The sequence below is a fragment of the Curtobacterium sp. MCLR17_051 genome (genome assembly GCF_003234395.1).
Classification (GTDB): Bacteria; Actinomycetota; Actinomycetes; order Actinomycetales; family Microbacteriaceae; genus Curtobacterium; species Curtobacterium flaccumfaciens.
On the sequence record NZ_QKTA01000007.1, the window covers coordinates 107,529 to 121,650 of the forward strand.

Genomic DNA, 14,122 nt, shown 5'->3' on the forward strand with positions numbered 1-14,122 from the left:
GCACTCCCCCGAGAGCCCGCGCCCGCCTCACAAGGGCGGACGCGGGCTCTCGGCTGTCCCCGACACCAGAGGAACCACCGTGCCCGACTCGATGTCCATCACCGCCGCCACCGTCGACCCCGGCCTGCTCGACCTGCCGTGGGACCTGCCGCTCGCCGACTGGCCCGACGACACGATCGTCGCGCTGCCGAAGGGCATCTCGCGGCACCTCGTGCGGTTCGTGCACCTGAGCGGGTACGTCGCCGCGGTGAAGGAGACCGGCGAAGAGGTCGCCCGGTCCGAGTACGAGATGCTCCGGACCCTGCAGCGGATGGACGTGCCGTGCGTGGACCCGGTCGCGGTCATCACGAACCGCGTCGACGCCGACGGTGAACCCCTGCACCCCGTGCTCGTGACCCGCCACCTGCGGTTCTCACTGCCCTACCGCGCGCTGTACTCGCAGACGCTGCGCCCGGAGACCGCCACCCGTCTGGTCGACGCCCTCGCGCTGCTGCTCGTCCGCCTGCACGTCATCGGGTTCTACTGGGGCGACGTGTCCCTGTCGAACACGCTGTTCCGTCGCGACGCCGGCGCCTTCGCCGCGTACCTGGTCGACGCCGAGACCGGCAAGCTCTACCCCGGCGGGCTGTCGAACGGTCAGCGCGAGAACGACCTCGAGGTCGCCCGCGTGAACATCGCCGGCGAGCTGCTCGACCTCGAGGCCGGCGGGCGACTCGACGAGAACGCCGACCCCGTGGACGTGTCGAACCGCATCGTCGCCCAGTACCGGACGCTCTGGACCGAGCTCACCGGCACCGAGCAGTTCGACATCAAGGAACGCTGGCGCATCAACGACCGCGTGGAGCGCCTGAACGAGCTCGGCTTCGACATCGAGGAACTCTCGATCCACACGACCGAGGGCGGCTCGCAGGTCCGGATCCAGCCGAAGGTCGTCGACGCCGGGCACCACCAGCGCCGACTGCTGCGCCTCACCGGGCTCGACGCCGGCGAGAACCAGGCCCGGCGCCTGCTCAACGACCTCGACTCGTACCGTGCCCGCAACGGCCGTGACGAACTCGACGAGGAGATGGTGGCACACGAGTGGGTCTCGCGGGTCTTCGAGCCCGTCGTCCGCTCGATCCCCCGTGACCTGCGCGGTCGGCTCGAACCCGCCGAGGTGTTCCACGAGCTGCTCGAGCACCGCTGGTTCATGTCCCAGCAAGAGGAGCGTTCCGTCTCGCTGCCCGAGGCCACGACCGCCTACATCAACGACGTGCTCCGACACCGTCGCGACGAGCGCCTGCTCATCAATCCGCCGACCTCGTCGATCACCGTGCCGATCCCGGTGCTGGACGACGACGACGCCGACGAGTCCGACGAGTCCGACGACGTCGACGACTGGCGCGCCACGGTCTGACGCGGTCTCCGCTCGGTCACGACACCCCGCCGGGTGGGCGCCGACCGGTCGCAGACCGTCGTCTGCGGCGTCGCGCAGCGACGACTCGTGACCACACGGCGGGCACCAGCCGACGTGTCCTGACCGTTCGGGGGTCGGCAACGCGACCGCCTGGAGGCCCGGCGCGGGTCCCGGAGACCGGCACCGGCCCTCCAGGCCGTCACGCCCGACCCCGCCTGCCACCGTGAGCAGGAATGGTCGCCTCCCGCTCGGGGAGGCGACCATTCCTGCTCACGAAGTGCTGGGGCTACGCGGTGCGACGGCGCCGCGCGACCTCCCACAGGGTGACGCTCGCGGCGATGCCGGCGTTCAGGGACTCGGTGGCGCTCGAGATCGGGATCGACACGATGGCGTCGCAGGTCTCGGTGACCAGGCGCGACAGGCCCTTGCCCTCGGAACCGACGACGATCACGATCGGGCGGTCCGCGAGCTCGAGGCCGTCGAGCTCCACGTCACCGTCGCCGTCCAAGCCGAGGACGAACAGGCCCATCGACTTGAGCGACTTCAGGGTCTGCGTGAGGTTCGGGGCCATCGCGACGGGGGTGCGTGCCGCGGCACCGGCCGAGGTCTTCCACGCCGATGCCGTCACGCCGACCGAACGACGCTGCGGCACGATGACACCGTGTCCGCCGAACGCCGCGGTCGAGCGGATGATCGCGCCGAGGTTGCGGGGGTCCGTGATGCCGTCGAGCGCGACGAGCAGCGGGACCTGGTCGCGCGAGAACGCCTGCTCGACGATGTCCTCGGACACGGCGTACTGGTACGCCGGGACCTTCAGGGCGACGCCCTGGTGCACGCTGTCGTGTCCGGTGATGCGGTCGAGCTCGGGACGCATGAGCTCGATGATCGGCACGCCACGGTGGTTGGCGAGCGCGAGGATCTCCTTCACGCGGTCGTCGACCTCGATGCGCGACGCGATGTAGAGCGTCGACGACGGGGTCTTCGTGCGCAGGGCCTCGAGCACGGAGTTGCGCCCGGTCACCAGCTCGGAGTCGTCGGTCTTGCGTGCCGGCGGACGGCCCGTGCGACCCTGCGGGGTGCTCGAGGAACCGTGACGGCCCTTGGCCGCCTCGAAGCGGTCCTTCGCGGCCTTGCGCTTGCCGGCGGGGTGGTACGGGCGGTCCTCGGCCTTCGGGGTCGGCTTGCGACCCTCGAGCGCCTGGGCGCCCTGTCCGCCGGAGCCGACCTGCTTGTTGCCCTTGCGACCGGTGCGGACGGCGCCGGGCCGACCCTTCTTGCTTCCCGAGACGTTCTTCATGCGTAGCTCCTGTTCGGCACTGCCGTGTTCAGGCGATGCTCCAGCGTGTTCCGGACGGCGTGTCCTCGATCGTGATGCCCGCGGCGGCGAGGTCGTCGCGCACGCGGTCGGCCGCGGTGAAGTCCCGTGCTGCCCTGGCGTCCGCGCGCTCCTGCACGAGGCGTTCGACGAGGGCGGCGAGCGGGCCTGCCGAGGTGTCGTGGCCGCCGCCCGACCAGTGGGCGGCTCGCGGGTCGATGCCGAGCACCTCCACCATCGCAGCCACCTGATGGTACGCGGTCCCGAGCGTTTCCGCATCGTCGGCGTCCAGGGCGGCGTTGCCGGTGCGCACGGTCTCGTGCAGCACGGCCAGGGCCTGGGGCACGGAGAGGTCGTCGTCCATGGCCGCGGCGAAGGCCTCGGGCACGGCCGGGGCGTCGGCGAGGTGGACACCCTCGAGCCGGGTCTCGGCGCGCTCGAGGAACCCGGCGATGCGGTCGTACGCCGCCTCGGCCTCGGTCAGGGACCCCTCGTGGTGGTCGATCGACGAGCGGTAGTGGGCGGCACCGAGGAAGTAGCGCACGACGGCGGGACGGGCGGATCCGAGGAAGTCCGCCGCGAAGATCGAGTTGCCGAGCGACTTCGACATCTTCTGGCCCTCGACGGTCACCAGGCCGTTGTGCAGCCAGTAGGACGCGAACGGGTCCCCGGCGGCCGTGGACTGCGCCAGCTCGTTCTCGTGGTGCGGGAAGCGCAGGTCGAGCCCGCCGCCGTGGATGTCGAACGCCGGGCCGAGGTACCGGCGCGACATCGCCGAGCACTCGATGTGCCAGCCCGGACGGCCGGCGCCCCACGGGGAGTCCCAGTTGGCCGTCGACGGCTCGCCGGGCTTCGCACCCTTCCAGAGCGCGAAGTCACGGGCGTCGCGCTTGCCACGCGGATCGGCGTCGGCGGCCTCGACCATGTCCTCGCGCCGCTGCCGGGTGAGCACCCCGTAGTCGGCCCAGCTGCCGGTGTCGAAGTAGACGTCACCCGAGCCGTCGTCGGCGGCGTAGGCGTGCCCGCGGTCGATGAGGCGCTGGATGATCTCGTGCATCTGCGGCACGCTCGCGGTGGCGCGGGGCTCGTAGGTCGGGGGCAGGATGCCGAGGGCGTTGTACGCGGCCGTGAACTCGAGCTCGACCCGGTAGGCGCGGGCGAACCACTCCTCGTCCGTGCCTGCAGCCAGGTCGAGGACCTTGTCGTCGATGTCGGTGACGTTGCGCACCAGGGTCACCCGGTACCCACGGTGGGTGAGCCACCGACGCCAGATGTCGTAGACGAGCGCGGACCGCAGGTGCCCGATGTGCGGCGACGACTGCACCGTCGGGCCACAGACGTAGACGCTCACGTGTCCGTCGACCAGGGGCACGAGGTCGACGACGGCTGCGGCGCGGGAGTCGTAGAGGCGAACGGTCACGCCTCAACCCTAATCGGCACGGGGCCGCGGTTTCAGGAGGGACGCACGAGTGCCGTGGCGATCGCCGCGAGCCCTTCGCCACGGCCGGTGAACCCGAGCCCGTCGGTCGTCGTGCCGGACACGGCGACGGGCGCACCGACGACCGCGGACAGGGCGTCCTGCATCTCGTCGCGGCGACGACCGATGCGCGGCCGGTTGCCGATGACCTGCACGGTGACGGACACCGGCACGAGCCCGGCGTCGGCGAGCAGCGCGACCGCGCCGCGCACGAACACGTCGCCCGTGGCGCCGGCGTACTGCGGGTCGGCGGTGCCGAAGCGTCCGCCGATGTCGCCGAGGCCCCCGGCGGAGAGCAGGGCGTCGCACACCGCGTGCGCCACCGCGTCACCGTCGCTGTGCCCGGAGAGACCGGGTTCGCCGGGGAAGTCGAGCAGCCCCACGCGGCAGGGCGAGGCGTCGTCGAAGGCGTGCACGTCGACCCCGAGCCCGAGTCGGACCGCGACGACGGCGTCGGCCTGGCTCGCACCCGCCGCACCAGCACCAGCACCAGCACCAGCACCAGCTTCTGTCCGCGCCCGCACGATCGACTCAGCCCGGCCGAGGTCCCACGGCGTCGTGATCTTGAAGGCGTCGGCGTCACCCGGCACGAACCGCACGGTGCCCCCGACGGCCTGGAACACCCCGGCGTCGTCCGTCTCGGACTGCGACGACACCGCGTAGGCCTGCCGCAGTGCCGCGAGCGGGAAGCCCTGCGGCGTCTGCACCCCGACGAGCGCCGCACGGTCGACGGTCTCGACGACGACGTCACCGTCGACCCGCTTGACCGTGTCCGTGACGGGGAGCGCCGGCACGACGCCCGCACCGTCACCGGCGGCGACGGCGCCGAACACCCGCGAGAACTGTGCCGCGGGCGTGAGGCACCGCGCCGCGTCGTGCACGAGCACCGTGGTGACGGAGTCCGGCAGGACGGCCAGGCCGGCCTCGACCGAACCGTGGCGATCCGTGCCTCCGGCGACGACGGCCGTGTACGCGACCGCAGCACCCGCGACCGAACCGACCACCTGCCGGCACTCGTCCAGGTGCGACGCGGGTGCGACCACGACGACGAGCGTCGGTGACGGCAGCGCGAACAGGGGTTCGAGCGCCCGCGCGAGCATCAGCGCACCGGCCACGGGCACGAACGCCTTCGCGGTCCCGATGCCGAGCCGGGTGCCGGAGCCGGCCGCAACGACGACGACCGCCCGGTCCACCCCTTCGGGGAACCGTGCGGTCGTCGTTCGTGCTGTCGTGTTCAGTGCGCTGTCGTCAGGCTCAGGAAGCCAGGACCTCGTCGAGGACGGTCGATGCCTTGTCCTCGTCGGTCTTCTCGGCCAGCGCGAGCTCGGAGATGAGGATCTGCCGGGCCTTGGCCAGCATCCGCTTCTCACCCGCGGAGAGCCCGCGGTCCTGATCGCGCCGCCAGAGGTCGCGGACGACCTCGGACACCTTGATGACGTCACCGGAAGCGAGCTTCTCGAGGTTCGCCTTGTAGCGGCGTGACCAGTTGGTGGGCTCTTCCGTGAACGGTGCCCGGAGGACCTCGAACACCTTGTCGAGTCCTTCCTTGCCGATCACGTCGCGGACGCCGACCAGGTCGACGTTGTCCGCCGGGACCTCGATCGTCAGGTCACCCTGCGTCACCCGCAGTTTCAGGTAGACCTTTTCCTCGCCCTTGATGACGCGAGTCTTGACTTCAGAGATGGTTGCCGCCCCGTGATGGGGGTAGACGACGGTCTCGCCGACCTCGAATTGCATGTATCAGGCTCCGTTCCCAGACATCCAGTTTACCACAAGGGCCGTTCCGGTAAGGGGACCCTCAACGCTCACCCCTCCCGGTGATCGCTAGGATGGGCGCGGGGACCGCCCGGTCTCCATCGTGACTTACGGAGGAATCTCTTGCGACCTCGGGTACTCGTGTCCGTCGCCGTTGCGGCAACCATCGCGCTCGGCGCCACCGGGTGCGAGTTCATGTCGCCGGCCCACACCGTCGACATCAAGCAGATCACCGACGGCGTGGACGTCTCGACCGGCAAGGTCGACGTGCGGAACGCCCTCCTGATCTCGGACGACGGTGAGAGCGCCCGCTTCATCGGCACGCTCGTGAACAACGACGACCAGGACGACTACACCGTCTCGATCGAGATCGGCGGCGACACCCAGACCGTCGACGTGCCGGCGAACACCCACGTCGACCTCGCCATGGCCGCTGGTGCGGGCAGCGACGACGAGTCGAGCGTGCAAGAGGGCGACACCACGCAGGGCACGACCGCCGGTGACGCCGAGCCGATCGTGTTCGACAACGCGGACGCCAAGCCCGGTTCGCTCGTGAAGGTCTACTTCAGCTACCCCGACGCCGAGGGCACCTCGGCCAACGTGCCGGTGCTGACGAGCTCGCAGGAGGAGTACCAGACCCTCGCGCCGAGCCCGACCCCGACGCCCACCTCGACGTCCCCGTCCGAGAGCGGCGCACAGTCGACCGGCGAGGCCGTGCCCGGCACGCAGCCGACCGACTCGCAGACGGATTCGTCCGAGGGCGACAACGGCACCAACTGACGCCGACGGGCGAGGCTGACACCGCGCCCGAGCCGTTCGCACAGGAGGCCCGGTGCGAGTCCCAGGGACTCGCACCGGGCCTCCTGTCCGTCCGTCTCAGGCCTCGATGCGGTACCCGAGACCGCGGACCGTCACCAGGATCTCGGGGGTCGACGGGACCCGCTCGATCTTCGAGCGGATGCGCTTGATGTGCACGTCGAGGGTCTTGGTGTCGCCGAAGTAGTCGGAACCCCACACCCGGTCGATGAGCTGCCCGCGGGTCAGCACACGGCCGGCGTTCCGGAGCAGCAGCTCGAGGAGCTCGAACTCCTTGAGCGGCATCGGGGTCTCGGACCCGTCGACCGACACCGTGTGCCGCTCGACGTCCATCCGGATGCCGCCGACCTGCAGGATCCCGCTGTCCGCCGGGTCGTCCTCGGTCCGGCGACGGAGCACGGCACGGATCCGGGCCAGGAGCTCCCGGGTTGAGTACGGCTTCGTCACGTAGTCGTCGGCGCCGAGCTCGAGCCCGACGACGATGTCCACCTCCGAGTCCTTCGCGGTCAGCATGATGATCGGCGCGTTCGACCGGGTCCGGATCTGCCGGCACACCTCGGTGCCGCTCAGGCCCGGCAGCATGAGGTCGAGGAGCACCAGGTCGGGGTTCTCCGCGTCGAACTTCGACAGCGCGGTGACGCCGTCGGCAGCGACGGAGGTCTCGTACCCCTCACGCTGCAGCAGGAACTCCAGGGGCTCGCTCAGGGCCGGCTCGTCGTCGACGATGAGGATCTTGGTCACGATGGCTGCTCTTCCAGTTGCTCTTCGAGTGCTGTGGTCAGTTCGGGATCTGCCTCGGGCAGACGGATGGTGAAGGTCGAGCCCTTGCCGGGCTGCGACCAGACGCGCACGTCACCACCGTGGTTGCTGACGACGTGCTTGACGATCGCGAGCCCGAGGCCGGTGCCCCCGGTGGCGCGCGACCGTGCGGGATCGACACGGTAGAACCGTTCGAAGACGCGGTCGAGGTCGGCCTCGGGGATGCCGACGCCCTGGTCGGTGATCGCGATCTCGACGAAGCCCTTCGACGACCGGACGCCCACACCGACGCGGGTGTTGTCCGGCGAGTACTTCACCGCGTTGGCGATGAGGTTCGACACCGCGACCTGCAGCAGCCCCCGGTCGCCCATCACCCGCAGCTTCGACTTCTTGGCACGGATGATCTCGATCGAGCGGGCGCGGGCGACGACCTCGTTCGCGTCGATGGCGGCCTGCACGATCTTGTCGATGCCGGTCTCCTCGCTGTTCTCGAGGGCGTCGACGGACTGCAGCCGGGACAGCTCGATGATGTCCTTCGTCAGCGCTCCGAGCCGCTCGGACTCGGTGATGAGCTGCGCGGCGAACTTCTTCACGTGCACGGGGTCGTCGGCGGCGAGGACGAGGGTCTCGGACAGCAGGCCGATGGCGCCGATCGGCGTCTTCAGCTCGTGCGAGATATTGGCGACGAAGTCGCGGCGGACCTCGTCGATGCGCCGGCTCTCGGTCAGGTCGTCCGCCGTGAGCAGGACGTACCGGTTGCCGAGCTGGGCGGCACGGAAGCTGAGGTAGCCGATGAGCTCCCCGTGGCGGCCACGCGGCAGCTCGAGGTCCTCCGACCCCATCTCCCCGCTCTTGCGCACCCGGTCGATGAGCTCGAGCAGTTCGTGGTGCACCAGGCGCCGGCGCACGACGAGCCCCGCCGTGAGGGCCTGGGGGGATGCCGCGACGACGGTGTTCGACGGGTCGATGACGACCGCCGGGTTGTGCATCGTCGCGATGACCGCTGCGACGCCGTCCGGCAGGGTCCGCTCCGCCACGTCGGCAGCACGTGCCGTCCGCTCGGCGGTGATGATCAGCACCACGACGCCCGCGCCGAAGACCCCGCCGAGGAGCATCGACAGTGGCACGAGCCACGCGTTGTCCATGCCGCCAGTGTAGGGATGGTCATGCGGGGTTCCGGTACCGTTCACCGTCTGCGGAAGGCCAGAACGCGAAGCGTTCAGCCCCGCGTCACCATTCGTTCACCTGGGCTGACGACACTCGTCCGGTACGCAGAGAGAGGTACTCCCCCATGCGCGAAGTCTTCCAGCAGGAACTCCAGGACGTCCAGGAGCGACTGACCGAGATCGCCGGGCTCGTCGAGTCCGCCATCACCCGAGCCACGCAGGCCTTCAGCGACTCCGACGTCGCCCTCGCCGAAGAGGTGATCGCCGACGACGAGAAGATCGACCTCGCCGCGAACAGCCTCGACGAGATCGCGATCGACATCCTCGCCCGCCAGGCACCGGTCGCCCGCGACCTGCGCGTCGTCGTCACCGCCCTGCGCGTCAGCTCCTCGCTCGAGCGCATGGGCGACATGGCCGAGCACATCGCGCAGCTCGCCCGCCAGCGCTTCCCCGAGAAGGTCGTGCCGAAGGGCCTCCGCAGCACGTTCAAGGAGATGGGCCGGCACGACGTCGCGATGGCGCAGAAGCTCACGCGGCTGCTCGCCACCGAGGACATCGCGCTGTCGGCCGAGATCCGCGACGAAGACGACGCCGTCGACGAGCTGCACGCCAGCGTCTTCGACTTCGTGCTCGGCGAGGCCTGGAAGGGCGGTCCGATCGACACCGTCGACGCCACCCTCGCCTCCCGCTACCACGAGCGCTTCGCCGACCACGCGGTCTCGATCGCGAAGAAGGTCGAGTACCTGGCCACCGGCGACTGGACCGGCGCGTCCACCTCGACCGCGGCCGTCTGACCCGAACCGAACGGTCTGACCCGGCCCGATCGGTCTGCGAGGATCGTGGCATGGCCCAGGTCGCGATCATCGTCAACGGCATGCCCGGTTCCGGCAAGAGCAGCATCGGCACGGCACTCGCCGAGGTGCTCGGCTGCCCGTTCCTGTCGAAGGACCGCATCAAGGAGCCGCTCGCCGACGTCGTCGGCCCGATGATCGCCTCGCGCCCGCTCGGCGGCATCGCGATGGACACGATGTGGTCCATGGCGCGGGCCGTCGAGAACGGGGTCGTCCTCGACGCCGTCTGGCTGCCGTCGCGTGACCGGGACCTCCTGGAGGCCGGACTCGCGTCCGCCGGGTCGCCTCGCGCCGTCGAGGTGTGGTGCGACACGGACCGCGCCACCGCCGAGCAGCGGCTGCGCGACCGGTACGAACCGGGCACCGTGCCGGTGCGGCACGAGGTGCACGGGGACCTGGCCGACGTGCTGGCCTTCTGGGACGAGCACGGCGACGACGCCCGGCCCGTCGGTCTTCCCGGCGTGCCGGTGATCCGGGTCGACACGACGAAGCCCTACGACGTCGGCGCCCTGGTGCAGGAGATCGCGTCGCACTTCGTCTGACCAGCCACGGCTCGTCGAGCCGACCGTGCTGCCGAAGCGACAGGTCGTCGACGGGGCGATCCGTTCCTCCTGGCAGAGCGACAGGAGTCGGCGGAACGTTCGCGACCCACTGTCGCTTTCGCGAAGCCCCACACGCATGAACGCCCCGCCCGGATGCCGGACGGGGCGTTCGTGCGTGGGTGCTACTTCTTGGCGCCCTGGGCGGCCACGGCGGCGGCGCCGGCTGCGGCGGCCTCGGGGTCCAGGTAGTACGCGGGCTTCGTCGGCGTGAAGTCGTCGTCGAGCTCGTACACCAGCGGGATGCCCGTCGGGATGTTCAGGCCGGCGATGTCGTCGTCGGAGATGCCGTCGAGGTGCTTCACGAGCGCCCGCAGCGAGTTGCCGTGGGCCGTCACCAGCACGGTCTTGCCGGCGGCGAGGTCCTTCGTGATGTCGGACTCCCAGTACGGCAGCAGACGGTCGATCACGAGCTTGAGCGACTCGGTGCGGGGCAGCTGGTCGCCGAGCTCGGCGTAACGACGGTCACCGAACTGCGACCACTCGGCGTCGTCGGCGATGGGGGGCGGCGGGACGTCGAACGAGCGGCGCCACTCCATGAACTGCTGCTCGCCGTACTCGGCGAGGGTCTGGGCCTTGTCCTTGCCCTGCAGGTCGCCGTAGTGGCGCTCGTTGAGGCGCCAGTCGCGCTTCACCGGCAGCCAGGCCAGGTCGGCCTGCAGCAGCGCGATGTCCGCCGTCTGGATCGCACGGGTCAGGAGCGAGGTGTACAGGACGTCGGGGACGATGCCGGACTCGGCGATGAGGTCGCCGGCGCGCTTCGCCTCCTTCTCGCCCAGCTCGCTGAGCCGGACGTCGACCCAACCGGTGAACAGGTTCTTCTGGTTCCAGTCACTGTTGCCGTGACGGAGCAGGACGAGCGTGGAGGTCATGCCTCCGAGTCTACCGAGCGGTACCGGCCCCGTACCCTTGACGCATGCCCATCGGGAACGTGACGCGCGGGACGACCGGGTACAACCGGCTCCGCCGCGTCGACCGGTGGATCGCGACCCTGCCGGTGCTGCGCAGGACGGACGACCCGCTCGTCGCCGACGTCGGCTACGGGGCCTCACCGACCACCACCCTCGAGCTGCGCGACCGGCTGGCGGCCGTCCGACCCGACGTCGAGGTGACCGGCATCGAGATCGAGCCCTCGCGGGTCGCGCTCGCGAACGCAGGCACCCGCGACGGCGTGACGTTCCGCCTGGGTGGCTTCGAGACCCCGACGCCCGGGCAGCGCCGGCCAGCCGTCATCCGGGCGTTCAACGTGCTCCGGCAGTACGACGAGTCCGCGGTGGTCGGGTCGTGGCGGATCATGCAGGACCGGCTGCAGCCCGGCGGTGCGCTCGTCGAGGGGACCTGCAACGAGGTCGGCCGGGTCGCATCGTGGGTGACACTCGACGACGTCGCGCCGCACACCTTCACGGTGTCGCTCCGGCTCGCCGGGCTCGACGTACCCTCGATCGTCGCCGAGCGGCTGCCGAAGGCCCTGATCCACCGCAACGTGCCCGGGGAGCGGGTGCACGCGTTCCTGCGCGACCTCGACCTGTCGTGGGCGGTCGCGGCTCCGCTCGGCACGTACGGGCCCCGGCAGCGGTGGATCGCCACGGTGCGCGGGATGCGTGACCGCGGCTGGCCGGTGCTGCACGGGGTGACGCGCTGGCGGCTCGGCGAGCTCAGCGTCCCGTGGTCGGCCGTCGAGCCTGCCTGACGCTGCGACGCAAGACACCGGTGTTCGCGCTCCGAACACCCGCAAACCGCGGTGCGACCGGCGAACACCGGTGTTTTGCGACCGCCAACGGGGAGCTAGGAGCGCTTGACGGCTCCGAGCCGGGGCAGGCGCGGGACGTTCGCCGTCGCACCGGCCTCGGGCGGGACGATGGTCTCCTGCGCCGCGGTCACCACGACGTCGTCGGCCTCGAGCCGCAGGGTCGCGGTGGGGTCGAGGGAACGCTTGACCACGGCGAGCCCGATGGGACCGAGCTCGTGGTGGATCGCCGACGCCGAGAGCCGTCCGACCTGCTTGTCGTCGAGCAGCACCGGGGTTCCGGGCACTGGCAGCACGCCGTCGGACCCGTCGAGGTGCAGCAGCACGGCCCGACGCGGCGGGTGCCCGAGGTTGTGGACCTTGGCGACGGTCTCCTGCCCGCGGTAGCAGCCCTTCGACAGGTGCACGGCGGAGCGCAGCCAGTCGAGCTCGTGCGGGATCGTCCGCTCGTCGACGTCGGACAGGGTCGGGCGCCAGGCGGCGATCCGCAGCGCCTCGTACGCGAGCAGCCCCGCGACGGGCACGTCGGACGCGACGATCGCGGTCGCGGTGCCGGGGGTGACCACGGCGATGCGGAGGGTCCAGTCGGAGCCGGGGTGGGCCTCCTGGTCGGCGTAGCCCCATCCGCCCGGCGTGACGGCGCCCCACGGGTCGACCCACTCGGCGACGGGCGGTTCCGGCAGTTCGACGGACGCGAACGGGGCGCTCGCCCCGAACCAGCCGAGGGTGACGAAGTCGGCGGAGCGGTCGGCGACCTCGACCCGGAGCATGAAGCGCATCGAGTCGAGCCACCCGGCGAGCGGCGCAGCGTCAGCGCGCTCGGTGAGCAGCCAGACCGTCGCACCGTCGTCGACGGCGCGAGCCGCGTGCTCGACGCGTCCGGCCTGGTCGAGGACGAGCGTCTCGGTGCTGACACCGGTCGGCAACCCGGTGAGCTGCTGCGAGGTGATCGAGTTGAGCCACGACAACCGGTCCGGTCCGGAGACGGTGACGACACCGAGTCCGAGCTCGACGACGGCACGCCCCCGGGTCAGCAGGCGCTGCTCCCCGATCGGGTTGCCGAAGTGCGCGGCGACGGAGGCGGCCGCGACGAAGCCGTCACGCGCGGCGAACACCGACATCAGTCGACCTTCGCGAGCTGCCCCGAGGCGTGCGAGGTGAGTTCGCGACCGAGCGCGGCGATGTCCCACGCCCAGAAGAGCTTGCCCTCGACCAGTCCGTACAGGCGGGTCGCGGCGGAGTAGTCCTTCGCGTTCGGCGAGCGCAGCACGGCGTCGGTCGACAGGTCGATCCGGCCCTTCAGCACCCGGCCGACGTAGAGCTCGTTGACGCCCGTCGGGTGGATGATCGCGGCCTCGACGTCGAAGCCGTCCGTGGTGTTGCGGAGTGCCTCGACGCTCTCGACCGTGCTGAAGGGCGTGGGCCCGTCGCCCAGGAGCATCGCGGGGCCGCGGTCGCCCGGCTCGGTCGGACGGTCGATCCGCCAGTAGCCCATCTCGGCGGCGAGCGGGGTGTGGTCGTCGTCGAGCAGCCACGTGGTCGACGAGTAGTTCAGGTACGGCAGGCCGTCGTGGCTGAAGCTGACGCGCTGGCCGAACTCGTAGTTCCGGACCTCGTCGTCGTCACCGACCGGGTACTCGACCACGCCGGTGCCCTCCCACACGCCGACCAGCCACGACAGCGGGACCAGTTCGGGGGCGAGGCCCTCGGGCAGCTCGATCAACGCTGGCCCTTGAACAGCTTCACGACGACGACCACCGAGATGAACGCGATCGCGAGCGACGCCAGGCCGAGGAGGCCGACGTAGAAGAGCTCGAGCGCAAGCAGCGAATCCATGCTCGGAGTCTACGCGGCTCGGCTCAACGCGCCAGGAGCACCACCGCGGTGACGAGGACCACGACGAACGCCCCGGACGACGCGATGCTGATCCGTTCGACCAGACCGTCCTTCGTGGCGGTGATGAGCTGCAGCACGAAGCTGACCATGACGCAGGCGACGAAGACGAGCAGCAGCCAGGCGAAGGCGTCGCGCTCGGCCACGGTCAGCACGAGCACGGCCCCGACGACCGCCAGCACCCAGACCGGCAGGACGGACGTCAGCCGCAGGCGACGCTGGTCGGTGGGGTGCACGGGCTCGGTCACGCGCTCCATCATGGCAGGGACGTGCGGAGCGCACGCACCGTGCGGTGCGGGATGACGCGCAATCCGTCCGGCCGGATGAGTCCTTCCCGAGCATCACTAG

Annotated in this window: 15 protein-coding genes; 5 read left to right on the forward strand and 10 right to left on the reverse strand. The window is 70.7% G+C overall.

The window, feature by feature from the left end; all coding sequences use genetic code 11:
- Positions 1-79: 79 nt before the first annotated feature.
- Positions 80-1,396 carry a DUF4032 domain-containing protein gene (locus tag DEJ06_RS08400; protein ID WP_111024143.1) on the forward strand — a complete coding sequence of 439 codons (1,317 nt, stop codon included), beginning with the start codon at positions 80-82 and terminating at the stop codon, positions 1,394-1,396.
- Positions 1,397-1,682: 286 nt separating this feature from the next.
- Here DEJ06_RS08400 and rlmB read toward each other — a convergent pair whose 3' ends face one another.
- The 4 genes from rlmB to DEJ06_RS08420 all read right to left on the reverse strand — a co-directional run bounded on the left by rlmB (position 1,683) and on the right by DEJ06_RS08420 (position 5,925).
- On the reverse strand, positions 1,683-2,693 hold the full coding sequence (gene rlmB, locus DEJ06_RS08405) for a 23S rRNA (guanosine(2251)-2'-O)-methyltransferase RlmB (RefSeq protein WP_027466607.1): 1,011 nt from the start codon (positions 2,691-2,693) through the stop codon (positions 1,683-1,685).
- A gap of 28 nt (positions 2,694-2,721) precedes the next feature.
- Positions 2,722-4,131 carry a cysteine--tRNA ligase gene (gene cysS, locus DEJ06_RS08410; RefSeq protein WP_111039024.1) on the reverse strand — a complete coding sequence of 470 codons (1,410 nt, stop codon included), beginning with the start codon at positions 4,129-4,131 and terminating at the stop codon, positions 2,722-2,724.
- A gap of 32 nt (positions 4,132-4,163) precedes the next feature.
- Positions 4,164-5,381, reverse strand: coding sequence for a 2-C-methyl-D-erythritol 4-phosphate cytidylyltransferase (gene ispD, locus DEJ06_RS08415; protein ID WP_111039025.1), 1,218 nt, complete (start codon positions 5,379-5,381; stop codon positions 4,164-4,166).
- Positions 5,382-5,442: 61 nt separating this feature from the next.
- The gene (locus tag DEJ06_RS08420) at positions 5,443-5,925 is read right to left on the reverse strand and encodes a CarD family transcriptional regulator (RefSeq protein ID WP_017888066.1); all 483 of its coding nucleotides are present in this window, start codon (positions 5,923-5,925) and stop codon (positions 5,443-5,445) included.
- Positions 5,926-6,066: 141 nt separating this feature from the next.
- On the opposite strand from DEJ06_RS08420, the gene DEJ06_RS18245 reads away from it, so the two are divergent.
- The gene (locus DEJ06_RS18245) at positions 6,067-6,723 is read left to right on the forward strand and encodes a hypothetical protein (protein WP_128780543.1); all 657 of its coding nucleotides are present in this window, start codon (positions 6,067-6,069) and stop codon (positions 6,721-6,723) included.
- Positions 6,724-6,819: 96 nt separating this feature from the next.
- Here DEJ06_RS18245 and DEJ06_RS08430 read toward each other — a convergent pair whose 3' ends face one another.
- Together DEJ06_RS08430 and DEJ06_RS08435 are read right to left on the reverse strand one after the other, a co-directional pair.
- Entirely contained in the window at positions 6,820-7,500 is a 681-nt protein-coding gene (locus DEJ06_RS08430) for a response regulator transcription factor (protein WP_027466611.1), read from the reverse strand.
- Complete coding sequence (locus DEJ06_RS08435; RefSeq protein WP_071404724.1) at positions 7,497-8,663, reverse strand: cell wall metabolism sensor histidine kinase WalK; 1,167 nt, start codon at positions 8,661-8,663, stop codon at positions 7,497-7,499. Before DEJ06_RS08435 ends, DEJ06_RS08430 begins: the two co-directional genes overlap by 4 nt.
- A 146-nt stretch (positions 8,664-8,809) precedes the next feature.
- Here DEJ06_RS08435 and phoU point away from each other — a divergent pair, with 146 nt between their 5' ends.
- Positions 8,810-9,478, forward strand: a complete 669-nt coding sequence (gene phoU / locus DEJ06_RS08440; RefSeq protein WP_027466613.1) for a phosphate signaling complex protein PhoU — start codon at positions 8,810-8,812, stop codon at positions 9,476-9,478.
- Positions 9,479-9,528: 50 nt separating this feature from the next.
- Positions 9,529-10,077, forward strand: coding sequence for an AAA family ATPase (locus tag DEJ06_RS08445; protein WP_035809234.1), 549 nt, complete (start codon positions 9,529-9,531; stop codon positions 10,075-10,077).
- 182 nt (positions 10,078-10,259) lie between these two features.
- Here DEJ06_RS08445 and DEJ06_RS08450 read toward each other — a convergent pair whose 3' ends face one another.
- On the reverse strand, positions 10,260-11,006 hold the full coding sequence (locus DEJ06_RS08450; RefSeq protein ID WP_071244006.1) for a phosphoglyceromutase: 747 nt from the start codon (positions 11,004-11,006) through the stop codon (positions 10,260-10,262).
- Positions 11,007-11,050: 44 nt separating this feature from the next.
- On the opposite strand from DEJ06_RS08450, the gene DEJ06_RS08455 reads away from it, so the two are divergent.
- Positions 11,051-11,824: a class I SAM-dependent methyltransferase gene (locus DEJ06_RS08455; RefSeq protein WP_111032326.1), complete on the forward strand. Its 774-nt coding sequence runs from the start codon at positions 11,051-11,053 to the stop codon at positions 11,822-11,824.
- A gap of 95 nt (positions 11,825-11,919) precedes the next feature.
- Here the strand turns inward: DEJ06_RS08455 and DEJ06_RS08460 are convergent, their stop codons facing one another.
- The 3 genes from DEJ06_RS08460 to DEJ06_RS08470 all read right to left on the reverse strand — a co-directional run bounded on the left by DEJ06_RS08460 (position 11,920) and on the right by DEJ06_RS08470 (position 14,022).
- Positions 11,920-13,002, reverse strand: a complete 1,083-nt coding sequence (locus DEJ06_RS08460; RefSeq protein WP_111039026.1) for a folate-binding protein YgfZ — start codon at positions 13,000-13,002, stop codon at positions 11,920-11,922.
- On the reverse strand, positions 13,002-13,604 hold the full coding sequence (locus tag DEJ06_RS08465; protein ID WP_027466617.1) for an FABP family protein: 603 nt from the start codon (positions 13,602-13,604) through the stop codon (positions 13,002-13,004). Before DEJ06_RS08465 ends, DEJ06_RS08460 begins: the two co-directional genes overlap by 1 nt.
- A 136-nt stretch (positions 13,605-13,740) precedes the next feature.
- Positions 13,741-14,022 carry a hypothetical protein gene (locus tag DEJ06_RS08470; RefSeq protein ID WP_128780538.1) on the reverse strand — a complete coding sequence of 94 codons (282 nt, stop codon included), beginning with the start codon at positions 14,020-14,022 and terminating at the stop codon, positions 13,741-13,743.
- Positions 14,023-14,122: the final 100 nt, after the last annotated feature.